21 protein-coding genes are annotated in these 22,096 nt (G+C 60.5%); 12 read left to right on the forward strand and 9 right to left on the reverse strand.

Going from position 1 to position 22,096, the window contains the following annotated elements:
• Window positions 1-3: 3 nt before the first annotated feature.
• Complete coding sequence (locus tag OHL14_RS05245; RefSeq protein WP_263378272.1) at window positions 4-2,496, reverse strand: serine/threonine-protein kinase; 2,493 nt, start codon at window positions 2,494-2,496, stop codon at window positions 4-6.
• A gap of 255 nt (window positions 2,497-2,751) precedes the next feature.
• Between OHL14_RS05245 and OHL14_RS05250 the strand changes: the two genes are divergently transcribed.
• The 3 genes from OHL14_RS05250 to OHL14_RS05260 all read left to right on the forward strand — a co-directional run bounded on the left by OHL14_RS05250 (window position 2,752) and on the right by OHL14_RS05260 (window position 5,860).
• Entirely contained in the window at window positions 2,752-3,150 is a 399-nt protein-coding gene (locus OHL14_RS05250; protein ID WP_263378273.1) for a response regulator, read from the forward strand.
• A gap of 114 nt (window positions 3,151-3,264) precedes the next feature.
• Window positions 3,265-5,391, forward strand: coding sequence for a heme lyase CcmF/NrfE family subunit (locus tag OHL14_RS05255; protein WP_263378274.1), 2,127 nt, complete (start codon window positions 3,265-3,267; stop codon window positions 5,389-5,391).
• On the forward strand, window positions 5,384-5,860 hold the full coding sequence (locus OHL14_RS05260; protein ID WP_263378275.1) for a cytochrome c-type biogenesis protein CcmH: 477 nt from the start codon (window positions 5,384-5,386) through the stop codon (window positions 5,858-5,860). Before OHL14_RS05255 ends, OHL14_RS05260 begins: the two co-directional genes overlap by 8 nt.
• An 85-nt stretch (window positions 5,861-5,945) precedes the next feature.
• Here the strand turns inward: OHL14_RS05260 and OHL14_RS05265 are convergent, their stop codons facing one another.
• A complete protein-coding gene (locus OHL14_RS05265; RefSeq protein WP_263378276.1) occupies window positions 5,946-6,842 on the reverse strand; it encodes a tetratricopeptide repeat protein in 897 nt (298 codons plus the stop codon).
• A 269-nt stretch (window positions 6,843-7,111) separates the two neighbouring features.
• Here OHL14_RS05265 and OHL14_RS05270 point away from each other — a divergent pair, with 269 nt between their 5' ends.
• From OHL14_RS05270 to OHL14_RS05295, 6 genes are all read left to right on the forward strand, one after another.
• Window positions 7,112-7,615, forward strand: a complete 504-nt coding sequence (locus OHL14_RS05270) for an SET domain-containing protein (protein WP_263378277.1) — start codon at window positions 7,112-7,114, stop codon at window positions 7,613-7,615.
• 7 nt (window positions 7,616-7,622) lie between these two features.
• Window positions 7,623-7,844 carry a hypothetical protein gene (locus tag OHL14_RS05275; RefSeq protein ID WP_263378278.1) on the forward strand — a complete coding sequence of 74 codons (222 nt, stop codon included), beginning with the start codon at window positions 7,623-7,625 and terminating at the stop codon, window positions 7,842-7,844.
• Between the two features lie 351 nt (window positions 7,845-8,195).
• The gene (dnaX, locus tag OHL14_RS05280; protein ID WP_263378279.1) at window positions 8,196-10,301 is read left to right on the forward strand and encodes a DNA polymerase III subunit gamma/tau; all 2,106 of its coding nucleotides are present in this window, start codon (window positions 8,196-8,198) and stop codon (window positions 10,299-10,301) included.
• 38 nt (window positions 10,302-10,339) lie between these two features.
• Entirely contained in the window at window positions 10,340-10,942 is a 603-nt protein-coding gene (gene recR / locus OHL14_RS05285; protein ID WP_263378280.1) for a recombination mediator RecR, read from the forward strand.
• A gap of 74 nt (window positions 10,943-11,016) precedes the next feature.
• The gene (locus OHL14_RS05290; protein WP_263378281.1) at window positions 11,017-12,003 is read left to right on the forward strand and encodes a metallophosphoesterase; all 987 of its coding nucleotides are present in this window, start codon (window positions 11,017-11,019) and stop codon (window positions 12,001-12,003) included.
• 59 nt (window positions 12,004-12,062) lie between these two features.
• The gene (locus tag OHL14_RS05295; protein ID WP_263378282.1) at window positions 12,063-12,782 is read left to right on the forward strand and encodes a nucleotide-binding protein; all 720 of its coding nucleotides are present in this window, start codon (window positions 12,063-12,065) and stop codon (window positions 12,780-12,782) included.
• Window positions 12,783-12,848: 66 nt separating this feature from the next.
• On the opposite strand, the gene OHL14_RS05300 is transcribed toward OHL14_RS05295, so the two are convergent.
• On the reverse strand, window positions 12,849-13,712 hold the full coding sequence (locus OHL14_RS05300) for a sugar phosphate isomerase/epimerase family protein (RefSeq protein WP_263378283.1): 864 nt from the start codon (window positions 13,710-13,712) through the stop codon (window positions 12,849-12,851).
• Window positions 13,713-13,808: 96 nt separating this feature from the next.
• Here OHL14_RS05300 and OHL14_RS05305 point away from each other — a divergent pair, with 96 nt between their 5' ends.
• Complete coding sequence (locus OHL14_RS05305) at window positions 13,809-14,771, forward strand: nucleoside hydrolase (RefSeq protein WP_263378284.1); 963 nt, start codon at window positions 13,809-13,811, stop codon at window positions 14,769-14,771.
• 71 nt (window positions 14,772-14,842) lie between these two features.
• Here the strand turns inward: OHL14_RS05305 and gpmI are convergent, their stop codons facing one another.
• The 5 genes from gpmI to OHL14_RS05330 all read right to left on the reverse strand — a co-directional run bounded on the left by gpmI (window position 14,843) and on the right by OHL14_RS05330 (window position 20,018).
• The gene (gpmI, locus tag OHL14_RS05310) at window positions 14,843-16,453 is read right to left on the reverse strand and encodes a 2,3-bisphosphoglycerate-independent phosphoglycerate mutase (RefSeq protein WP_263378285.1); all 1,611 of its coding nucleotides are present in this window, start codon (window positions 16,451-16,453) and stop codon (window positions 14,843-14,845) included.
• A 30-nt stretch (window positions 16,454-16,483) separates the two neighbouring features.
• Entirely contained in the window at window positions 16,484-16,780 is a 297-nt protein-coding gene (locus tag OHL14_RS05315; protein ID WP_263378286.1) for a HigA family addiction module antitoxin, read from the reverse strand.
• Window positions 16,781-16,788: 8 nt separating this feature from the next.
• A complete protein-coding gene (locus OHL14_RS05320; RefSeq protein ID WP_263378287.1) occupies window positions 16,789-17,073 on the reverse strand; it encodes a type II toxin-antitoxin system RelE/ParE family toxin in 285 nt (94 codons plus the stop codon).
• 18 nt (window positions 17,074-17,091) lie between these two features.
• The gene (eno, locus tag OHL14_RS05325; protein WP_263378442.1) at window positions 17,092-18,381 is read right to left on the reverse strand and encodes a phosphopyruvate hydratase; all 1,290 of its coding nucleotides are present in this window, start codon (window positions 18,379-18,381) and stop codon (window positions 17,092-17,094) included.
• A 281-nt stretch (window positions 18,382-18,662) separates the two neighbouring features.
• Window positions 18,663-20,018: a histidine kinase gene (locus OHL14_RS05330; protein WP_263378288.1), complete on the reverse strand. Its 1,356-nt coding sequence runs from the start codon at window positions 20,016-20,018 to the stop codon at window positions 18,663-18,665.
• A gap of 82 nt (window positions 20,019-20,100) precedes the next feature.
• On the opposite strand from OHL14_RS05330, the gene ribA reads away from it, so the two are divergent.
• On the forward strand, window positions 20,101-20,739 hold the full coding sequence (ribA, locus tag OHL14_RS05335) for a GTP cyclohydrolase II (RefSeq protein WP_263378289.1): 639 nt from the start codon (window positions 20,101-20,103) through the stop codon (window positions 20,737-20,739).
• 84 nt (window positions 20,740-20,823) lie between these two features.
• A complete protein-coding gene (locus OHL14_RS05340) occupies window positions 20,824-21,438 on the forward strand; it encodes a nitroreductase family protein (RefSeq protein ID WP_263378290.1) in 615 nt (204 codons plus the stop codon).
• A gap of 203 nt (window positions 21,439-21,641) precedes the next feature.
• Here OHL14_RS05340 and OHL14_RS05345 read toward each other — a convergent pair whose 3' ends face one another.
• Window positions 21,642-22,085 carry a MarR family winged helix-turn-helix transcriptional regulator gene (locus tag OHL14_RS05345; protein ID WP_263378291.1) on the reverse strand — a complete coding sequence of 148 codons (444 nt, stop codon included), beginning with the start codon at window positions 22,083-22,085 and terminating at the stop codon, window positions 21,642-21,644.
• Window positions 22,086-22,096 lie beyond the last annotated feature (11 nt).

The raw sequence follows: 22,096 nt of genomic DNA on the forward strand, positions 1-22,096 counted from the left end.
GCCTTAGCTCACCACCTGCGACAGCAGCCGTTTCCAATTCTTCTGGTTCCGTTTGTAGCTCTTCTTCAAATCGTCCAGCGTCCGCTGAAAGTCCGAGTTATCGCTCATCCCGCGCCACGCCGGATTCTTGCTGAACCAGGGATAGTTCTCATTACCCAGATAGATTGCGCGACGCAGCCAGTGCAAAGCCTCCGCGCTATCGCCTTCCACCGCGAAGTACGTAGCCAGTCGATACGCCATCTCGCTGTCCGCTTCCGCGGCAGCCAGAGTCTCTTCCTTGATGAACTCGAGCGCGCGTTTGCGTTCGCCAAGCTGCACGTAGCACATCGCAATCGTCGGATACACAATGCGCAGCGTGTTGTCGTCCTGCGTCACCTTTTCCAGCGTCTCGACGGCCTTGGACAGCTGTCCTTCGCGCATCTGCTGATAGCCCTGCGAGATGCGCAGCATCGGTTGCCGCGGTTCCAGCGTCAGTCCCTTTTCAATCTCGTCGCCCGCCAGCTCCAGCTGGTTCTGATATTGATACACACGGGCGCGATGGTTGTAGATCATCGCCGCGTTGCTTGGGTTCAACCGCAGCGACGTATTGAACTGGTCGAGCGCCTCTTCATAAAGACCATCGATCCGCAGCGTCAGTCCAGCCACGAGATGCACATTCCAGTCGTTGCCCGCCTGCTGCAACAGGTGCTCGATACCGTGCCTCGCGCTCTCTTTTTCTCCGCGGCTCAGCAGCATGTAGACGCGATACAGATTCGCTTCAACCGAAGCGCTGTCCCGTTCCAAAGCCTTATCGAACGACCGTCGCGCCTCCAACACATGCATCTGTCCGCCAAGTCCATGGCGAGCATATTGCAGGTGCGTAATTCCCAGCCCTGACCATCCAGGCGCATACTTCGGATCGCGCTTCACCACGCCTTCAAACAACTCACGGGCACGATCAAGTTCGTCGCGGTTGCCCGTTCTTGACATGAATGAAGACAGCAGCGCGCGCGCCTCCAGATACTCCTCGGAGACATCGTCGCCCAGGAACGCCACACTTGTCGGGCCAACAGCCTTCACCAGCCCGCCCTGCAACCCACCGTGAAGCTCCGCAAACACCTCGTCGCAGATCTCGGTCTGCACCGCGATCAGATCGAACGACCCCACACTGATCGACCCACCAGTCCTCACGCTTTGGCCGCTGACATCCAGCAACTGCCAGCTCAGATCGAAGCCACTATCCGAGCGCAGAAAGCTGCCCGCCAGCACAAAGTCCACCATCAGCTTGCGACCGATCGCCAGAGGATCGAGCTGGCTCGTCGGAATGTTCATCAGCGTGCTCGACGGCCGCACTACCAGCGACGGAACCTTCGCAAGACGCGCCGCCAGCGCATCGGCCAGTGCATAACCATAGAAATGCGTCGCGTTATGCGCAGCCAGATTCGCGAACGGCAGCACCACGATCGTCGGCCCCTTGCTCTGCGTCGTCGCCGTGCTGTCGCGGAAGCGCTCAGCCAGCATCGAGAGAATGCCCGTTGTCCGCTTCTCTTCCTCGGGCGTCTCCATATCGAGCCGCTGCTGATGGCTCATATTGATCGCGCCCGAACCAGGAAGCACCACGTCATCCAGTTGCAGAGACTTCACAATCGTCTTAAGCCCTTCGCGCAGCTCCGCGGCAGACCCATAACGCTCCGACGGCTGCTTTGCCAGGCAGCGCAGAATAACGCTCTCCAGCTCCTGCGCCAAACCCGGAACGATCTCCCGAAGACTTGGCGGCTCCGCATACTGAATGGCACGAATACTCTGCAACTCCTGCGCATCCGGCCGGTGGAACGGATGCCGTCCACTGACCATCTCGTACAAAATCACGCCGACAGCGAAGATGTCGCTCTGCACACTCGACTGACCAGTGACGAACTGCTCAGGCGCCATGTACGCGATGGTCCCACCGCGCGCGGTATAGGTCGCACCTGCCACAGCGGGTGTGACCTCCTGCTCCGTCAACGACGGGTCGAAATCCACACTGCCGCGCTGCAGCCTGCGTGCCAGACCGAAGTCCAGCAGCTTGATCAGGCCGCCATCGGTCAGCATCACGTTCGCCGGCTTCAGATCGCGATGGAAGATGCCCATGTTGTGCGCGGCCGCCAGACCGTCGGCGATCTGCATGCCGCTCGAGAGCACAAGTTGGGCATTTGCAGGGCCTTCCGCGATGACCTTGTCCAGGCTCTTGCCCGGAATGTACTGCATCACAATGTAGGCTTCCCACTCGCCAGAATCCTGCTCGGCCTCACCTACCTCATAGATGGCGCAGACGTTGGGATGGTCGATGGCCGACGCCAGTCGGGCCTCGCGAAGCTGCGTCGCTCGGACCTGCTCCGGAGTCTGGGATCCGCGCTTCAGCAGCTTCATCACCACGGGCCGCTGCAGCAACGTGTCGTTCGCCAGAAACACGACACCGCTCCCACCCGAACCGATCTTACGCAGAAACTCATACTGCTTGATTACGCGGCGTGCCATGTATCCATTATCGCAGTACGGCCTGCCCGACCGTGTGGAAGATGCCGTGGCTCGCGAGACGCGCGACTCAGTTCAATGTTGGGAATCGGTTGCCTCAAAATATTTTCAACTCTCAGGCAACTCCACAGGCAGCGTTTTTCAAACTCCCTGCATCAGAAAGTGCATAGTGCGAACGAATGCGCTCACAAAAGAGGATGAGAGACCGCTATCCCTGCCATTTTCCGTCAGGTCAGCCTACTTTCACCGGGATAACCGATGCCTGCAACGCTGCTGTTGATCGACGATAACGCTATCCAAGCCGCCACCCGACAAGCGATTCTGAAACGCGGCGGATATTTCGTAATCGTGACCCTGAATCCCGAGCGTGCGCTCGATCAGCTTCGCAGTGGTGAACTGGCTGCGCCGGTAGATCTCATCATCACGGACCACATTATGCCGGGTATGAACGGACTCGAATTCGTGGCACACGTGCGCGAGTTTGCTCCGGAGCTTCCGGTACTCGTTATCAGCGGCCTTGCCGAAGCCGAAGAAGAGTACGGCCACCTGAACGTGCATTTCCGCCTCAAGCCCGTGATGCCGGATTACCTTCTCAGCACGGTGCGCGATCTGCTGAACGGCGTCGGCAGCTCGTCCGAACCCTCTCTGCCAAACTAGCTCCTCCTTCAACCTTTCTCAAGCTTCGCTTCGAAGATCGCACCGCTGCGCCTTCGCTACGCGCACTCGTACGCCAAGTTTGAGAGAATAGTAGGCGAAGGAAGCCCCAAGCACATGTCTCATCCCATGCCGTCATTCGGAAGCTTTGCGCTGTTGCTGGCGTTCGTCCTGTCCACTTACTGTCTCGTGATCGGAACCCTTTCGCTATGGGCGATCGCCAGAAAGCGGCAACTCGCCATCCCTGCGGATCTTCTTCGCGAAACAGCGCGGCGCGCAGGCCTCGCCAGCTTCGTCGCCGTCTTCGGCGCAGCCTTCGCCCTCATCTGGGCCTTCACCACCGACGACTTCTCCGTCGACTATGTCCTTCACCACTCCAGCAAAGCACTCTACTGGGGCTACAAGATCTCTACCCTTTGGTCCGGGCAGGAAGGTTCGTTGCTGCTCTGGAGCCTGTTGCTCAGCGGCTACGCCTTCGTGCTGCGCCTGCGTCACAAGAACGACGTCACCCTCTACGCCTACGCCTCTACAATCCTCGCCGGCATCCAGGTCTTCTTCCTCTCGCTGCTGGTCTTCAAGGTGCCTCCGTTTGCGCTGGTTCCCGGAGGCATCGCTCCGGCAGATGGATTCGGTCTAAACCCCCTGCTGCAATATCCCGAGATGGCGATCCACCCGCCAATGCTCTACCTCGGCTACGTCGGTTTCTCGGTCCCCTTTGCCTTCGCTCTTGGCGCTCTGATGATGCGCTACCCCGGTGAGAAGTGGATCGCCATCACCCGCCGCTGGACCATGGTTACCTGGCTCTTCCTCACTTGCGGCATCATGCTCGGCATGCACTGGGCCTACGCCGTGCTGGGCTGGGGCGGCTACTGGGGTTGGGACCCCGTTGAAAACGCCTCGCTGATGCCCTGGCTCGGCGGCACCGCCTTCCTGCACTCCGTCATGATGCAGGAGAAGCGCGGCATGATGAAGCGCTGGAACGTGTGGCTCATCTTCGTCACCTTCATGCTCACGATCCTCGGCACGCTGCTCACTCGCTCCGGCCTTGTCAGCAGCGTCCACGCCTTTGCTGAAAGCGACATTGGCTCCTGGTTCACCACCTTCCTCGTGATCGTGGTCTGCATCTGCCTCTTCACCTTCTTCTTCCATAACGAGCACCTGAAGAGTGAGAACCAGCTCGAATCCATCGTCAGCCGCGAGAGCTCCTTCCTCTTCAACAACCTCGTGCTGCTCGCAGCCTGCTTCACCGTGCTCTATGGCACGCTGCTGCCCGTATTGTCGGAGTTCTTCACCGGCTCGAAGATCACCGTCGTCGGCCCTTACTACAACAAGGTGATGGTCCCGATCGGCCTGTTCCTACTATTCCTCACCGGCGTTGGCCCGCTGCTGGCCTGGCGCGCGACCTCGCTTCGCACCATCCGCCGTAACTTCATCATCCCCTGCACTGCGGTCCTCGCGACAGCGCTCGGCCTGATGGCCTCGGGTGTTCGTCCGTGGAAAGACGACGACCCCACCGGCTCCATCTACGCTCTTGTCTGCTTCTCGCTCGGTGCAGGCGTCATCACGGCCATCACCTCCGAGTTCCTGCGCGGTGCGGGCGTCGTTCGCACCCAGACCGGCAAAAACCTCTTCGGTTCAGCGTTCCTGCTGACCCGCCGCAACACCCGCCGCTACGGCGGTTACATCATCCACTTCGGCATCGTGCTGCTCTTCATCGGTCTCGCGGGCGCGGCCTTCAATCAGTCGAAGGAACTGGAGATGGGCGATGGCGACAGCCTCGCTCTCAACGGCTACAAGATCGTCTGCCAGTCCTTCTCACAGGACTCCAACCCGCAGTACGACACTGACTTCGCCCTACTCGATGTCTTCCACAAGGGTCAGAAGATCACGCGCCTGACCCCCGAGCGCCGCGTCTACTTCCCTGACACCGACCACGCGCAGGTCTCAACGATGGTTGCCATCCATTCCACGCTTGCGGCCGATCTCTACGTCGTATTCGAAGGTCGCAACGCCGACTCCGGTCGCCCTATCATCAAGGTCTTCCTGAACCCGCTCGTGAACTGGATCTGGATCGGCGTACTGATCGTGATCCTGGGTACGGCACTCGCACTGGTGCCACCGCTGTTGCCCGCATCGAAGCGAGTCGAGGCTACATTGCCGTTGCCTTCGTCTAACTTTGCAGCAGGCCCAGGATCCGCGTACGCGTCGTCGGCACTCCCTGCCTCCGAGGTTCCGCGTGTATAAGCGTTCTCTCCATATCGTCGTTCTACTGGTCGCCGCATTCAGTATGCTGGGCGCGGGCGACCCGTCCACACGCTTCGATAAGATCGGCCACAAGCTGATGTGTACCTGCGGCTGCTCCGAGATTCTGCTGGAGTGCAACCATGTCGGCTGCCCCAACTCTACCGGCCTCATCCAGGACCTTCACGCTCAAGTGGACAGCGGAGCGTCCGAGTCCGCAATCCTCACCTGGTTCGCGGACAAGAACGGAGCTGTAGTCCTCGCCGCTCCCCTCCGTGGTAATTTCTTCGACCAGACGACCTGGTACATTCCGGGTCTCGTCCTCGTGCTCGGCATCGTCGGCATCTTGCTGCTCGTCCGCTACTGGAAGGGCCGCCTCGCCATCGCCGCTGCCGCCGCCCCGCCACCTCCGCCACACACGGCAGCGGAAGACGCACTCCGGGATCAGATACGCCGCGACACCCAGTACTAGATAGCGAGAAGCCAGAAGTGACGAAGGCCGCCCTCAAAGGCGGCCTTCGCTTTTCCCACGTCTCACTCTCGTATTCTCACTGCCCTTAAGATTTCCCTGCCATATCCTTGATCGCCTTTTCGGCTGCCTTCTTGTCCTTCGGAACGGGATCGAGTGTAAGGGTCTTCTTGTACTCGGTCAGGGCCTGGTCGAGCTTGCCGAGTTTCCGGGCCACTTCAGCCAGCGCGAAATGCGCGTTCGGATCGTCAGGGGCGTGGTCGACGGCATCCGTAGCACGCAGGAAAGCACCGCGAAAGTTGTTATCCGCCATGTAGAAGCCATACACACCCAGGTCTTCCGATACGCGATCCGCCTCCGTCTGCACCACCACCGGCGGCAGCTTCTTGCGTGGCTTCTTGATCACCGTATCGTCGTCGGCGAGCGGCCCCTTGGTGTTCGGATCGTCGGGCAGGCCAGAGAGCCCGCTGTCGCTGCTCGAGGACGAGCTGCTGGAAGAACTGCTCGATGAGCTTGACGAATCACCCGAGCTGCCCGCATCCTTCAACGGACTCTTCTCATCCTTGTCGCTCAACGGAGCGCTGCTCTCACCGGGAAACGGGAACGCCTTGGAGGGATCGTTCGCACCCGCAGGAGCTGGAGCGTTTGTCTGTTGACCGGAATTCGGCTTCGTGGCATCGCCAGGCGTCTCTCCCGGGAACGGAAAATCCTTCGCCGGGTCTGCCGTCTGACCGGGGGTCACCTGCTTGCGATCCGCAGGCGAGAAACCAGCATCGGGATCCCCACAATTAGGAACCAGTACCTGCTTACCGTTCGCATCGGGCATGTAGCAGTCGCCCGTGCGCTTCGATGCAGGGCTCTGCCCGTTCGTCGAGGATGCGGGCTGCTGTGGTGTCGGCGCGTCCGTCTGCGCAACAGCCGCAGCTGTCCATCCCATCGCTCCTGCCACCACCGCCAACCGCATCGCTGTCTGTACTCGCTTCATATTCACTATTAGACGATAAAGCTGGGTAGATGGAGTAGTGCCCCTCCTTGCTTTGTCCCTCCTGCAGGGGATCTTCTTCTTTCATGCGAGCGGGAGATCTTTTTATTTGTCCTTTCCGCAGGGGACCTTGTGTTTCATGCGAGCGGTAGACTTCTTATTTTTCATTCCCGCAGGGAATCTGCTTCTGCACTTTGCACCCCCCACGCAAATCTCTACTCCCTCCCCCTACTCCCTGCTTCCTACTCCGTGCTCTTGCTATACTCCGGCCAATGGCCTCCACTTCCCGCTCGCCCCGTCTTCTTGTCCGTTCGTCCTCCATCCATGCCGCGGGCTGCGTTACGCTCGACCCGATCAGGAAGGGTAAGCGGTTTGCCGAGTACGATGGCGCGCGCATCAGCAAGGAGCTGGCCGACGAACGCTACGCAGACCGGTTTGTAACGTACCTCTTCGGCTTCGGTGACAAGGGCGAGGTCATCGACGGCTTCGGCACCGCCATGTTCCTCAACCACTCCTGCGATCCAAACTGCGAGACCGAGGATATTGGCGGACGCATCTACATCCGCGCCATCCGCAACATCGCTGCGGGTGAGGAGCTGGTCTACGAATACAACCTGTGGGACTCGGACGATCCGACCGCCGACTGCTACTGCGGCGCTCCGCAGTGCCGGGGAACAATGTTCTCGGAAGAAGAGGTCAAGCGTCAGGCCAGACGCGCTGCCCGCAAAGCCGGCAGCGCGGCAAGGAAGAAACCACCACAAACCGTCGTAAAATAAAAGCCCTATGCCGTTCCCAATCAAAACCTGTGTCGCCTGTGAAGAAGAGTTCGAACTGAAGCCCGACAAGCCCGGCTACGCCAACCGTTGTCCCGAGTGCAGCGCTCCCGACGCCGAAACCTCCGGCCCATCCGACCTTATGGGGTCGCTCGACGCTAAATCCAAGCGCGAGGCTAACGAAGCTCGCCGCGATGCCATGCGCAACATGCTCTATCGCAAAGACAGCTAACCTATTGCCAGACCCAAGAAAGCCCGGCCTTGAGGAGTCCTCAAAGCCGGGCTTTCGTGTCATTGTTACCGTGCGCTTAGACCAGCGAAGGTCCTAGCGGCAATGACGGTGATGGTGGCTGTACCAGCAATGACGGTGGTGGTTGTCGTGGGGTCCAACGCGGACTACAACCTGAGCGCTCGCCGCAGGTACCAGCGGTGCCAGGAACAGGATTGCGAAGAGGCTGAGAATTAGCTTTTTCATAATCAGGTAGATGCGTGTATCTCGGCTGGGGTTGTGAAGGTTGTGCATACGGTCAAACCTATTTTCCTGATACGCCTCCCACAAGCGCGAGAGCTACAATCGTTCTCGATGGCCGCCTATCAAGTTCTCGCCCGTAAGTACCGCCCGCAGCTCTTCAGCGACGTCATCGGGCAGGACCACGTCACCCGCACCCTGATGAACGCCCTGTCGCAGGGACGTATCGCGCATGGATATATCTTCAGCGGCCACCGCGGTATCGGCAAGACGACCATCGCCCGCATCCTCGCCAGCGCTCTCAACTGCCGCAGCGAAATCGGCTCGGCCATCCGCCCCACCCCCGAGCCCTGCAATGCCTGCGAGAGCTGCCTCGAAATCCGCCAGGGCAACGCCACCGACGTCATCGAGATCGACGCCGCCACGAATCGCGGCATCGACGAGATCCGCGAGCTGCGCGACGCGGCCCGCTACCGCCCCAGCCGCGACAAGTACAAGATCTACATCCTCGACGAAGCCCACCAGATCACAGACGCAGCCTTCAATGCGCTGCTCAAGACACTGGAGGAACCACCCGACCACATCGTATTCATGATGGCGACCACGCAGCCTGAAGACATTCCACAGACCATCCGCTCGCGCTGCCAGCACTTCAGCTTCCACGCCGTCAAGCTCGACGACATCATGGGCCAGCTGCGCACCATCGCCACGGCAGAAGACATCCACGCCGACGACGCGACGCTCTCTCTGCTCGCCGAAGCAGGCGACGGCTCCATGCGCGACGCCCTCTCCATCATGGACCAGGCGATCGCCTCTGCGCCCGTCGTCGACGGCCGTCCTCTGCTCGAAACTGGGCAGGTACGCGAGCTCATGGGCACAGTCTCGAACGTTGTCTACGAGCAGGTGATGGAAGCCGTCCACGCCAATAACTCCGCCGACGTCCTCGCCGTCGTGGGTCGCCTCCTCGATGCAGGCAACGGTGCCCCCCAACTCGCGCGCCAGTTCGTGCGTTATCTCCGCAACTGCGTGGTCGCAAAGATCACAGGCCTCACCCCGGAAACACCCGCCACCGGCATCGCCGCCGACCTCCTGCAGATCTCCCCCGAAGAGCGCAACCGCGCCGCGCGCACCGCTGCACTCTTCACCGAAGAAGAACTCTCGCGCTTCCTTTCCATCGTCCTGCGTACATTCGACGAGCTCGGCTATCGGCAGGAGCAGCGCTTCCATCTCGAACTCGGCCTGCTGAAGCTGGTCCACGTCCAGCGCCTCGTCCCCATCGAAGAACTGCTGTCGCAGCTCGGAGCCAAGCCAGCCAAGACACCGACGACAACGCCCTCGGCCATCTCTGCTCCCCGCAACACCTCCCTCGGCGACGGCGCCTCCTCCTCCTTGCGCAGCACATCTACCACTGCCGCTTCCGCCCCTTCGCCAACTCCCACTTTGTCCGCTCCAACGCCCTCTGCGTCTGCGGCATGGAACAGCACCGCGGCTCCATCCATCGCTCCCATGGCCGCCGCGACTGCGCCCAAGCCAGTCACTGCAGGGTCGATGGCCCTCGCGCCAGAGCCGAAGAAGCAGTCTGTCTCCAACGAAGGTCCGCAGCTCGTGGTGTCCGCACCCACAAAAGAAGTCGCTGCAAAGATTGATACCCCAGCCGTCATCGAGCAACTGCCCGTTGCGACCGCTGAGATAGCACCAGCGTTCACAACAGTTCTGCCCGACGTAAAAGCTGTCGAAGCTCCGGCGACCTTTGCTCCCACGATCACGTCATTCGAGCGAGCAACTGAACCCGCACAAACCTCCCCGAAGCCCAACGATTCCGACAACGGCCTCGATCTCGAAGCACTGCAGCACACTCTCGCCCGCGCACTCGCCGAAGTAAAAGGTCAGACCTCCGCCTCCGAACAGATCGAAGACGCTGAATTCTCCCTCAACGGCGACACCCTCACCATCCAGACCACGCTCTCGAAGACGATGCTGCCCGTCCTCATCAACGCCGAAGCCGACCGCATCCTCAAGGCTTCCCTGCGCACAGCCAACGTCGGCAACCTCAAGCTCCAGCTGCTCCCCGGAGTTCCTGCAGCCGCAAAGGCCAAGTCCAAACCCCGCGCCGCCGGCAGCGGCTCAGCCGCCGAGCTCGCCCAGAAACATCCGCTCGTGCAGCAAGCCATGGATCTCTTCTCGGCCGAGATCAGCAACATCATCGACCTCCGCGACTAAACCTGTTCCCTACTCTCTATCCCTACTGCCTGCCTCTTATGTCCACTCGCTTCGCCGAACCCATGGCACGGCTCATCGACGAGCTCCGCAAGCTGCCCGGTGTCGGCACAAAGACCGCGCAGCGCTATGCCTTCCACATCCTGCGCTCCTCCGACGTCGACGCCGCTGCACTCTCCGCCTCCATCCTCAGCCTGCGCCAGCACCTCCACCTCTGCTCGCTCTGCAACAACATCACCGACGTCGATCCCTGCACCTACTGTTCCAACCCAACGCGCAACCAGCATGTGATCTGCGTCGTCGAAGAGCCAACGAACATCGCCTCGGTAGAAAAGACCCGCAGCTACAACGGCGTCTATCACGTGCTCCACGGCACGCTCTCGCCCGTGAACGGCGTCGGCCCGGAACAATTGCGGCTCAACAACCTGTGGCCGCGCCTCCAGAACGCTGAAGAGCTCATCCTCGCCGACTCCCCCACCGTCGAAGGCGAAGCGACAGCCCGCTATCTGGCCGACGAGGTCCACAAGTTGAATCCTGCATTAAAAGTCACCCGCATCGCCACAGGAGTGCCCGCGGGCAGCGATATTGAATATGCAGACGAAGTTACGATGACCCGCGCGATGGAAGGCCGGCGACCCCTCTAAGTTCGCTCTTCTGGCTTGTCATTCCCGCAGGGAATCTGCTTCTTACATATCACCTCGATCACCCACGGAGCGCTATGACCACCCGCCGCCAATTCCTCCGCAGCACCTTCGCCTTCAGCGCCCTCGCAGCCAGCAGCAGCTTCGGCCGGGCCTTCGCCGCTCCCGATCGAGCAGCCCATCATGTGCTGATGTTCGGCGACTGGGGCCGAGAAAAGGTCTACGATGGCCAGCGCAGCGTCGCCAACGCCATGGCGCAATACGCAACCAGGAACCACCTCAAGACCGACGCCATCTTCATGCTCGGCGATGCCTGGTACGGCCCGCTCGATGGTGGCGTCGACAGCCCTCGCTTCCACGATCAGTTCGAAAGCATGTACCCGGCCAGCGTCTTCCCCGGCAAGGCCTACTCCATCATGGGTAACCACGACTACCAGCACATGCCCCAGAACGTGAACAAGCGCGACACGGAGCTCGCCTACTCCGCACGCGGCAACACGCGCTGGACACAGCCTTCCCTCTGGTACACCTTCGACCTGCCCCACATGCACGTCATCGCGCTCGACAGCAACGTCTACCACCCCATCAAGGAAGGCAACGCCGTCGACTTCACCCTCACGCCGCAGGAGCAGGCACAGCAGCTGGCGTGGTTTGAAGATGAGCTCGCCAAGCCCACCAAAGCACCCTTCACCGTCGTCATGGGCCACCATCCCATCTACTCCGACGGCCCGCACGGCGACCACAAGACCCTCATCGCCGAATGGGAGCCCCTGCTTCGCAAACACAAAGTACCGCTCTATCTCGCCGGGCACGATCACGACCTGCAGCACCTCGAGTTCGAAGGCCACCCCACCTCCTTCGTCTGCTCGGGCGCAGGCGGGGCCGACCTATACGACCTCAGGATTACCCAGGACCAGCGCGGCCCCTACGCGAAAAAGGTCTATGGCTTCACCCACATGGAGTCCACCCCCGACAAACTGACCCTGCGCCACGTCGGAGCCGACGGCAACGTCTTGCACGCCTTCACCAAATCCCACGATGGCACCATTAATGTCCTGAGCTGAACGCAGCGCTTCGTTACCTCAACGCAGAATCCACGGCAACTTGGTATCATCGCGGGAATATGACCACCGATCCTATCTCTTCCCTAGAAGGTAAGCCCATGAATGCTCCCATCGTCTTCGTAAGTGGCAGCAAAGGTGGCGTTGGCAAATCTCTTACCTCCATGGCTGTGCTGGACTACCTCGCGTCCAAACAGCAGATGGTCAAACTCGTCGATGCCGACCCCAGCAACCCCGATGTCTTCAAGTCCTACAGCCGCGCGCTAGACGCGGAACAGGTCGATCTCGACGACGTCGACGGTTGGATTCAGCTCGTCAACACCTGTGAATCACCCTCCTTCAAGACCGTCGTCGTGAACACGCCCGCTCGCAACAACGACGGCGTCCGCAAGCACGGTGCCATCCTTCAAGGCGCCCTGCAGGAGCTGGGTCGGCCTCTCATCACCCTCTGGGTCATCAACCGTCAGCGCGACTCTCTCGACCTGCTCGCGGAATATATGGACCTGATGCCGAAGAGCGCCGTCCACGTCGTGCAGAACGGCTACTTCGGCGAACAGAAGAAGTTCGAGCTGTACCACTCCAGCGCGTTGCACGAACGCGTCGCCGGGCAGGACGGCAAAGACCTCTTTCTTCCCGACCTCGCCGACCGCGTCACCGACGACCTCTACTCCAAGCGCATCACCCTCGCCCAGGCCGCCCAGCAGCTGAAGATTGGCGACCGCGTAGAGCTGCAACGCTGGCGCAGTAACGTTGCCGAGATGCTCAGCTCCATCCGCATCTGAACCAACCCCGAAAAAGTGAAGGTCGCCACACACCGTGGCGACCTTCACTTTTGTCTTCTCCCCGCCCTAGGCTGAAATCGACCGCAGATACGCTCGGCTCTTGCGCATACTCACCGGGATCGGTAGCGACGTTCCATCCTGATCGAGAAACGCATATTGAATCCCCTGCCTCCGCGCCTGCTCAAGAATCGCAGGCCACGCAATCGTGCCGCTGCCAAGCTCCGTAAAGTGTTGCGGCGCATCCATGTCATAACCCACCGGAGCATTCGGCAGCCGGTCCTTCATATGGATCAGCACGGCGCGGTCTGCATGCTGTGTAAGGATCTGCAAGGGGTTCTGACCGGCCTGCGTCAGCCAGTAGCAGTCCAGCTCCAGCTTCACCAGCGCAGGATCGGTATGCTCCATCAGAACGGCAAAGCCGTTGCTTCCCTCCATCGGCTTGAACTCATAGCAGTGATTGTGAAAGGCAAACTGCATCCCGCGATCACGCGCACCCTTGCCGACCTTATTGAACAAATCAGCAGCTTTACGAAATCCCGCCAGCGACGTCCATTGGTCCTTCGGCAACATCGGGCACACCATGTACTTCAGCCCCAGCGCCTGCGCGTACTCCAGCCTTCCTTCGAGACCGTCGTAATCAAAATGCCCGGAGACTGCGCCTAGACCCGAATCCCCAATCATCCGCCGCAGCTTCGCGGCAGGCTCGCGGTACGCGATCGGATAGGTCTCAATCTGCGCGAACCCCGCTTCGTGGACAGCCTTGAACACGCCCGGCAGATCGGTCTTCGCCTGCTCACGCAGCATGAACATCTGCACCCCATAGGTCATGCCCGTCACCGGAGCAGCCCAGGCCACGCGGTTCAACACCGCAGCTCCAGCCATGGAACCTGCCAGTGAGACAAGCTTTCTTCGCGTCAGGAAATCCGCCATATTCACCTCAGCGTTTGATACTAGACCGTTCTATCCACGGCCGACAACAGCCCGCTTGATGCGACAAACACCGCGAAGACTCTGGCAGAATGAAGCATGCGTCTCTCCACTGCTACGCGCCTCTCCGCTCTCACGCTCCGAACATTGCTGTTCAGTGCTTCTATGGCTCTTGCCGCGCTTCCTGCCCACGCACAAAATCACGAAGCCGAACAGGTCGTCATCGATACGGACATCGGCGACGACATTGACGATGCCTTCGCCATTAGCTACGCCCTCCATACACCCCAGTTTCACCTCCTCGGCATCACCACCACCTTCGGCGACACGCAGCTCCGCGAGCACCTCGTCCTCCATCTCCTGCAGGACGCCCACGCACCGATCCTCTCCGTAGCCGCTGGCGTGCCCACCAAGCCAGGCGGCCCGTTCACGCAGGCAGCCTACGCCCACGCGGACACCCACACACTGCCCCCGACCGCTGCCGCCGACCTCATCCTCGCTGCCGCCCACGCCTACCCACACAAAGTCACCCTCGTCGCGCTCGGCCCGCTCTTCAATATCGGTGCAGCCATCAGCCGCGACCCCGCAGGCTTTCGTCTGCTCAAGCGTGTCGTTCTCATGGGTGGTTCCATCGTCCGCGGCTACGACGACGATCCTGGTGCTGCCACCAAGCCTGCCTCCGAATGGAACATCCGCTGCGATCCCGCCGACGCCCGCAAGCTCCTCGCTTCAGGCGTCCCCGTCTTCATGATGCCGCTCGATTCAACGCAGGTGCCGCTCACGCCGGCGATGAGCGCAAAGATCTTCGCCCGGCCCACCGGCCTCTCCCGCGCTCTTGCCGAACTCGTTCGCGAAGCCAAAAAGCCCAAGCCCATCCTCTACGACCCCGTCGCCATGGCCTACGCCGACGATCCTTCCGTCTGCCCCACCCAGCCCCTGCACATCGACATCGACGACAAGGGCTTCACCCACCGCACCCCCGGCGCACCCAACGCCAACGTCTGTCTCAAGGTCGACGAACCGAAGTTCCTCAAACTCTTTGAGCAGCGCCTCACCCGATAGCTAATCATTCACGCCAAACACAAAGGCCGTCATCTTCGGATGGCGGCCTTTGTCTTCTATCTGCGCTCTCGCTAAATCCCCGGCACAACCCGCAGATCGCCACCGGTCATCTGCTTCGGCAGCTCGATGTCCATCAGCCCAAGCACCGTCGGCGAAATATCTCGCAACGATCCGCCCTCACGCACACCGATCTTCCGACCCTGATCTGTCACCAGAAGGAACGGCACCGGATTCGTCGTATGAGCCGTATGCGGTCCTCCGCTCACCGGATCGATCAGCATCTCCGCGTTGCCATGGTCCGCCGTGATAATCCAGCTCGCGCCATGCTGCTTCACCGCTGCGTAAATGCGGCCCAGCTGTGCATCGACGCACTCCACAGCCTTCACCGTCGGCTCAATCTTGCCCGAGTGACCCACCATGTCCGCGTTCGCGAAGTTCACGATAATCACATCGAATGCCGTGTCCGTGATCGACCGCACCACGACATCGGCGATCCCCTCCGCCGACATCTCCGGCGCAAGATCGTACGTCGCCACCTTCTTCGACTGCACCAGCTCACGCTCTTCGCCCGCGAACGGCTTCTCAATACCGCCATTGAAGAAGTACGTCACGTGCGCGTACTTCTCCGTCTCCGCCACGCGCAGATTGCGCAGGTCCGCCACCGCCATCACATTCGCCAGCAGATTATCCATGCTCTCCGGCGGAATCACCATCGGCAGCTTGAACTTCGGATCGTACTGCGTCATCGTCACGTACAGCAGATTCTGCGGGACGCTCGTCATCGGGATCTCCGACTCGAGCTCATCCGCCTTCGGCAGATCCATGCCCATCGCTCCGTTCAGCCCCGAACGCCGCGCCAGCACACGCGTAATCTGTCGCACGCGGTCCGCGCGATAGTTGAAGCAGATCACCGCATCGTTATCATCGATCGGACCGACAGGCTTGCCCTCGCCATCCACACACACAAACGGCTCGATAAACTCATCGGTGATCTCGTTGTTGTAGCTCTCGCGCACGCGCGCTACCGCATCGACATACTTGCCGCCCGGAGCATCCGCAGTCACCATCGCTCGGAAGGCCTTGTTCTCCTTCTCCCACCGATAGTCGCGGTCCATCGCGAAGTACCGTCCGCTCACGCTCGCGAGCTTGCCGACACCGTACTCCACAAACTTCTGCTGCAACTCTTCCAGATACCCCGCGCCACTCGTCGGCAGCGTATCGCGCCCATCCATAAACGCATGCACGAAAACCTTCTTCAGACCCTGCTGCGCTGCCATCTTCAATAGCGCATACACGTGCCTCACATGCGCATGAACACCACCATCGCTCACCAGACCGATCAGGTGCAGCGCATGATCGCCCTCAGCCGCGCGATGCATCGCCTTCAACAGCGTCGCATCCTCGAAGAACTCGCCCGAAGCGATCGCCGTATCGATGCGCGTAATATCCATGCGCACCACGCGCCCCGCACCGAGGTTCAGATGCCCAACCTCGCTGTTGCCCATCTGCCCATCCGGCAGACCAACGAAGTGCTCGCTCGCGCGAATCAACGTATTCGGATACTCGCGGATGAGCCTGTCGTACGTAGGCTTGCGAGCAAGGGCAATGGCATTGGCATTCGTCTCGGCGCGATATCCCCAGCCGTCGAGAATGGTCAGGATGACCGGTCCGTTCTTTCGCATGGTTCCTTTCAGTCGAGGACCTACGCGGCCTTAGGCTGCGACAGGCTGCTTCAGGGTGGGCAATGCTTTGATGGCTTCGCCTTGTTGGGCTTCGGCTACACGCAGATCGTAGATTGCCTGCAGGTTCATCCAGAACTCAGCACCGGTTCCAAAGAAATGACCGAGACGTAGCGCAGTGTCGGCTGAGATGTTAGAACGCCCCTGGAGTAGATCGTCTAGCGCCGGCAAAGAGAGCCTAAGCTTTTCAGCCAGCTCCTCTGCTGTCAGAGGGATCGCTTCCAGTTCGTCCTGAAGTTGCTCACCGGGATGTATCGCGAGTCTCGCCATTTCGTCTCCTAGTGGTAGTCCACAATCTCAACATCCGCGAATCCGCGACGCTCTTCGTCCCAGCGGAAGCAGATCCGCCACTGATCGTTGATACGGATACTGTACTGCCCAACACGGTCACCCTTCAATGCTTCGAAACGGTTTCCAGGCAGTGCGGACAGCACGTGCAAGGATTGCGCTGCGTCCAGCCGGTCAAGCTTAGCTTCCGCTGGACGGCGTATGCCGTCGAACGCTTTCACACGCTCGCCGGCATGGAACGCCGCTGTATCCTTCGACCCGAACGAAACGATCATCGTTCCTGCTCCGCATTTTTACGCGCAGTTGATCGAAAGCTTACCCAGAAACTCCGCCGTCTGCCCGAGCTCTTCTTCAATCCGCAGCAGTTGGTTGTACTTCGCAATGCGGTCCGTGCGCGAGGCCGAACCCGTCTTGATCTGACCAGCACCCGTACCCACAGCAAGGTCCGCGATGAACGTGTCTTCGGTCTCACCCGAACGGTGCGAGATGATCGACGTGTAGCCGTTCCGGCGCGCCAACTCGATCGCATCGAGTGTCTCCGAGATCGAACCGATCTGGTTTACCTTGATCAGAATCGAGTTGCCGACATTCTCCTCAATGCCCTTCTGCAACCGCTTCGTGTTCGTCACAAACAGATCGTCGCCCACCAGCTGCGTCGTCTTGCCAATCTTCTCGGTCAGCAAACGCCATCCGTCCCAATCATCCTCAGCCAGACCATCTTCGATCGAGATGATCGGATACTGGCGAACCCAGCTCTCCCAGTAGCTCGCCATCTGCTCGCTGTTCTTCTCGCTCTTGTCGCTTTTCTTGAAGACGTACTTGCCGCTCTTCTTGTCGTAGAACTCGCTCGAAGCCGGGTCCAGCGCAATCGCAATCTCTTCGCCAGCCTTGTAGCCTGCCAGCTCGATAGCCTCGAGGATCACCTCAAGCGCTTCCACGTTGCTCTTCAGCGAAGGTGCAAAGCCGCCCTCGTCGCCAACAGCGGTGTTGTAGCCCTTCTTCTTGAGCACGCCCTTCAGCGTGTGGAACACCTCTGTACCCCAACGCAGCGCGTCCGAAAACGTCTCCGCACCCACCGGCATCACCATGAACTCCTGGAAGTCCACATTGTTGTCGGCGTGCGCGCCACCATTCAGAATGTTCATCATCGGAGTCGGCAGAATGCAGGCATTCACGCCACCGAGATAGCGATACAGCGGCATGTGCAGCGCCTGCGCTGCCGCCCGCGCTGTCGCCATCGACACAGCGAGGATCGCGTTCGCACCCAGCTTGCCCTTGTTGTCCGTACCATCCAGCGCGATCATTGTGGCATCGATCAGCTTCTGGTTGGTCGCGTCCATGCCAATCAGCTCCGGCGCGATGATGCTCTCGACGTTATCGACCGCATTCAGCACGCCCTTACCCAGGTAGTGCTTCTTGTCGCCATCGCGAAGCTCAACGGCCTCGTGCTCGCCGGTCGAAGCTCCGCTCGGAACCGCCGCGCGTCCACGCACGCCATCGCCCAACACTACATCGGCTTCTACGGTCGGATTACCGCGGCTATCCAGGATCTCTCGCGCATGGATCGACACAATCTCAGTCATCGTCTTCCTCTGTCTTCCTTTGTTCAAAATATCGCTCGAACCTCTACCACCTAGCGCAATCCGGTGCTGCAATCGGTCCTGCAGCTTGGGCCGCCTGTCCACGGCGATGGTCTTCCCCGTCGCTCCGGCTATCGTCTCTATCAGTTCTGCCATAACGTTAGTTGCCCACCAAGATCTTCATTCTAACAAAGCGCTTGTTCTGAAAAAGTGAACCCAACTTCAATCCTTCAACCCTTTGTCATCCTGAGCCGCAGGCGAAGGACCTGCTTTTTGCAGGCTCATCATCGTGCCGCCTCTGCCGCAGGTCTGCCAAACCACGCACTGTCCGCCACCTCGGCGATCGGCATAGTCAGCCGCACGCGCGTCCCTCTGCCGGGCCTGCTCACCAGCTCCACCTGTGCGGCATCTCCGTACAGCACCTGCATACGTTCCTTCACGTTCTTCATACCAATGCCTGAACCCTCGCGCACCACTCCGCTCACCGCAGAGGTCGTCGGCCCTCCTGGCTCAATGCCCACACCGTCGTCCTCCACCTCCAGCATCAACATCCCATCCACAATACGGCTGCGCAGCGTCACTGTACCTCCGCTGATGCGCGGCTCCAGCCCATGCTTGATGCTGTTTTCAATCAGCGGCTGCAGCACCATGCTGGGCACCACCACCGGCAGCGTGTCCTCGGCAATCTCTTTCACCACCTTCAGCTTCGACCCGAACCGCACCACCTCGATGTCGAGATAGTCATCCGTAAACGCCAGCTCTTCTTCCAGCGGCACAAACGCATCGCGATCCCGCAGCAACGCCCGCAGAATGTTCGCCAGCTTCACGATCATCTCGCGCGCCAGGTCCGGTCGGCTTCGCACCAGCGACGCAATCGAGTTCAGCGTGTTGAACAGAAAATGCGGATTGATCTGCCGCTGCAGCGCATCCAGCCGCGCCTCCAGCAGCAGGCGGCTCTGCTCTTCCAGCTTCTTCTCAACCCGCACCGCATTCCATATCTTCAGCGGAATCCCCACCACCACCGGCGCGCATGCACAGATCAGCAGCTCGACATACCAGGTATTCGAGTACAGCTCGAAGTACCGATGCGGATAAAAATGGCTCAGCAGGCTCGTGCCAAACTGCGTCAGCGAGATCAGCACCAGCAGAAAGATCTGCCCGTCCAAATGCGGCCGCGTCACCGTCCGCATCACCCACCGATAGATACTCAGATCGATCAGCGGCGTAAATAGCCAGATCTCGTCCTCGCTCGTGAATCTCCTGTACGCACCAAAGATGATCGCGACGATCAGATTCACGCCTACGGAGAAGTACTCGCCATGCTTCAATGCAGGCAGCGCCAGAATCACGCCGCCCAGCATCCCCCACCAAGGCCCCAGCAGCAGCCCCAGAATCGCCGTCACTTCGAACGAAAGATCGGCCGCCAGAAAGTCCCGCACGCGCACCCGGACCAGCACGCCCAGCATCATCGGCGTGCAGATCCAGGCGATCAGCTGCAATGTCTGCTTCGGCCCACGATCCACCATCAGCAGCAACCGCTTGAACCGGTTGCTACGCGCCAGCGAACTCGCCAGCGCCGCCGCGACGCCAAGCTCGACCAGCAACGAAATCAGAATCAGTTTGGAGTCGCTTGCATACACGCCTCTACTCTACGCGACTGCACCCCAAACCTGATTCGCCCTCCTGAATCCTTCCCTGCTCCCCCGAATCTATAATGGTGCTATGTCGTTCCGTTCTGTACGCAAGGTCGCCGACGCTGACTTCCCCACGCGCTGGGGCCACTTCCGCATCCTCGGCTTCGAAGGCCTCACCGATGGCACCGACCCCAACCGCAAGCCGGTCGAAAACGCCGTCGCCCTCACCATGGGCGACCTCCACGCCAAAGACGCCAGCGGCAATCCCATCGCCCCCATCATCCGCATCCACTCCCAGTGCCTCACCGGCGACGCCTTCCACTCCCTGCGCTGCGACTGCCACGATCAGCTCCACCTCGCCCTCTCGCTCATCGCCCAGGAAGGCGCAGGCATACTCCTCTACGAGCAGGAAGAAGGCCGCGGCATCGGCCTCATGGCCAAACTCCGCGCCTACGAACTCCAGGACCAGGGCCTCGACACCATCGAAGCCAACGAGCAGTTAGGCTTCCGCGCCGACTACCGCGGCTTCGAGCTCCCCGCCGAAATCCTCAAAGCCCTCAACATCCCCGCCGTCCGCCTCATCACCAACAACCCGGAAAAAGTCGCCGCCCTCGAATCCGCCGGCATCCGCGTCACCGAACGCGTCTCCGCCGCCATCCCCTCTGAACCCACCTTCGAGCGCTACCTCCAGACCAAGCACGAAAAGATGGGCCACCTCGTCGGCTAGTCTCAGCCGTTCGATCGGCGCGATCACAGATTTTCATCGACTCTGCGGCTCTCGTATCGCATCTAAATCGGTATAGGAGCATTCATGCCAGACCTCGAACACATCAAGCAAGTCCCCGCCTCCACCGGCATCCACGAACTCATTGCAAACCGCTGGTCGCCGCGCGCCTTCGCCGACAAGCCCATCAGCAACGAAGATCTCCGCAAGATCTTCACCGCCGCCTCCTGGGCCGCGTCGGCCTCGAACGAGCAGCCCTGGCGCTTCCTCATCGGCCACAAGGGCGACGAGACCTACACCAAGATCCTCGACTGCCTCGTCGAGTTCAACCAGAACTGGGCAAAGTCCGCGCCCGTCCTCGTCCTCACCCTCGCCAAAACCACCTCCTCCAAAGATGGCAGCAACAACGCCTGGGCGCTCCATGACACCGGCGCCGCCTCCGCGAATATGTGCCTGCAGGCCATCGCGCTCGGCATCCACACCCACGGCATGGCTGGCTACGACAAGGACAAGGTCCGCACCCACTTCAGACTCCCCGCCGAATACACCGAAGGCGCCGTCTGGGCCATGGGCTATCTCGGCGATCCCGAATCCCTCCCCGACTCCATGAAGAAGATGGAACTCGCACCGCGCGAGCGAAAGTCCCTCTCCGAGCTAGTCTTCACGGATTTCTCCACACCCGGCACCCCCGCCAAGCTCTAGCCCAAACGGAACGAGGCGCTTCAATCTTCGAAGCGCCTCGACCTTTTCTGTGAACACTCTCTGCAAAGGCCCGCGTTGAAGCGTACGGCGCGCTTCGAAGGGTACGGGCTTTAGCCCGTACATCAAGAACCCCAGAAAACATGGGCTTTACCCCCTGAGGATAAGCCAGGTGTGACCTGAATGCTCCCATGGGCTCCGACTGACTACACGCCCTCGTTCAGTCTCGCCAGAGCACGTCTCAACACCGCATCCGCCTGCGACAGCTCCGCCTCGCTCATCCCGGCCCACATCTTCCGCTCCAGACGCTCCGCAATCTCTCGAGCCTTCAGCAGAATCTTCTTCCCCTTCACCGTCATCTCCGCAACCAGCACGCGGTCGTTCTTCGCGCTATGCCGCCGCGTGATCCACCCGGCCTCTTCCAGCCGTGCCAGCGTAGCCTGCCCGCTCTGTGGCGTCACCAGGCACTCTCGCGCAATCTCGGCACCGCTAGCCTCAGGGCTGGACTGCACCGCCCACAGCATCCGTAGCTGCGTCGCAGTAATGCCATACGGCCGCAGTTCTTCCTCAAGCACGACTCTGTACGCCTGCAGTATCTCCTTCAGCAGGTGAATTCGTTCGAGCCGCGGTCTTGAAACTTCTTCTTTCATGGCAATACGAT

This window comes from Granulicella paludicola, from assembly GCF_025685545.1.
Lineage (GTDB): Bacteria > Acidobacteriota > Terriglobia > Terriglobales > Acidobacteriaceae > Granulicella > Granulicella paludicola.

What these genes read in the sequence shown, in the direction of transcription:
- OHL14_RS05290 (WP_263378281.1), top strand. Translation starts at nt 11,017, where the DNA reads ATGACCACCCGCCGCCAATTCCTCCGCAGCACCTTCGCCTTCAGCGCC.
- OHL14_RS05265 (WP_263378276.1), bottom strand. Translation starts at nt 6,842, where the DNA reads ATGAAGCGAGTACAGACAGCGATGCGGTTGGCGGTGGTGGCAGGAGCG.
- eno (WP_263378442.1), bottom strand. Translation starts at nt 18,381, where the DNA reads ATGACTGAGATTGTGTCGATCCATGCGCGAGAGATCCTGGATAGCCGC.
- gpmI (WP_263378285.1), bottom strand. Translation starts at nt 16,453, where the DNA reads ATGCGAAAGAACGGACCGGTCATCCTGACCATTCTCGACGGCTGGGGA.
- recR (WP_263378280.1), top strand. Translation starts at nt 10,340, where the DNA reads ATGTCCACTCGCTTCGCCGAACCCATGGCACGGCTCATCGACGAGCTC.
- OHL14_RS05275 (WP_263378278.1), top strand. Translation starts at nt 7,623, where the DNA reads ATGCCGTTCCCAATCAAAACCTGTGTCGCCTGTGAAGAAGAGTTCGAA.
- dnaX (WP_263378279.1), top strand. Translation starts at nt 8,196, where the DNA reads ATGGCCGCCTATCAAGTTCTCGCCCGTAAGTACCGCCCGCAGCTCTTC.
- OHL14_RS05340 (WP_263378290.1), top strand. Translation starts at nt 20,824, where the DNA reads ATGCCAGACCTCGAACACATCAAGCAAGTCCCCGCCTCCACCGGCATC.
- OHL14_RS05245 (WP_263378272.1), bottom strand. Translation starts at nt 2,496, where the DNA reads ATGGCACGCCGCGTAATCAAGCAGTATGAGTTTCTGCGTAAGATCGGT.
- OHL14_RS05295 (WP_263378282.1), top strand. Translation starts at nt 12,063, where the DNA reads ATGACCACCGATCCTATCTCTTCCCTAGAAGGTAAGCCCATGAATGCT.
- OHL14_RS05305 (WP_263378284.1), top strand. Translation starts at nt 13,809, where the DNA reads ATGCGTCTCTCCACTGCTACGCGCCTCTCCGCTCTCACGCTCCGAACA.
- OHL14_RS05270 (WP_263378277.1), top strand. Translation starts at nt 7,112, where the DNA reads ATGGCCTCCACTTCCCGCTCGCCCCGTCTTCTTGTCCGTTCGTCCTCC.
- OHL14_RS05300 (WP_263378283.1), bottom strand. Translation starts at nt 13,712, where the DNA reads ATGGCGGATTTCCTGACGCGAAGAAAGCTTGTCTCACTGGCAGGTTCC.
- OHL14_RS05255 (WP_263378274.1), top strand. Translation starts at nt 3,265, where the DNA reads ATGTCTCATCCCATGCCGTCATTCGGAAGCTTTGCGCTGTTGCTGGCG.
- OHL14_RS05320 (WP_263378287.1), bottom strand. Translation starts at nt 17,073, where the DNA reads ATGATCGTTTCGTTCGGGTCGAAGGATACAGCGGCGTTCCATGCCGGC.
- OHL14_RS05345 (WP_263378291.1), bottom strand. Translation starts at nt 22,085, where the DNA reads ATGAAAGAAGAAGTTTCAAGACCGCGGCTCGAACGAATTCACCTGCTG.
- OHL14_RS05315 (WP_263378286.1), bottom strand. Translation starts at nt 16,780, where the DNA reads ATGGCGAGACTCGCGATACATCCCGGTGAGCAACTTCAGGACGAACTG.
- ribA (WP_263378289.1), top strand. Translation starts at nt 20,101, where the DNA reads ATGTCGTTCCGTTCTGTACGCAAGGTCGCCGACGCTGACTTCCCCACG.
- OHL14_RS05250 (WP_263378273.1), top strand. Translation starts at nt 2,752, where the DNA reads ATGCCTGCAACGCTGCTGTTGATCGACGATAACGCTATCCAAGCCGCC.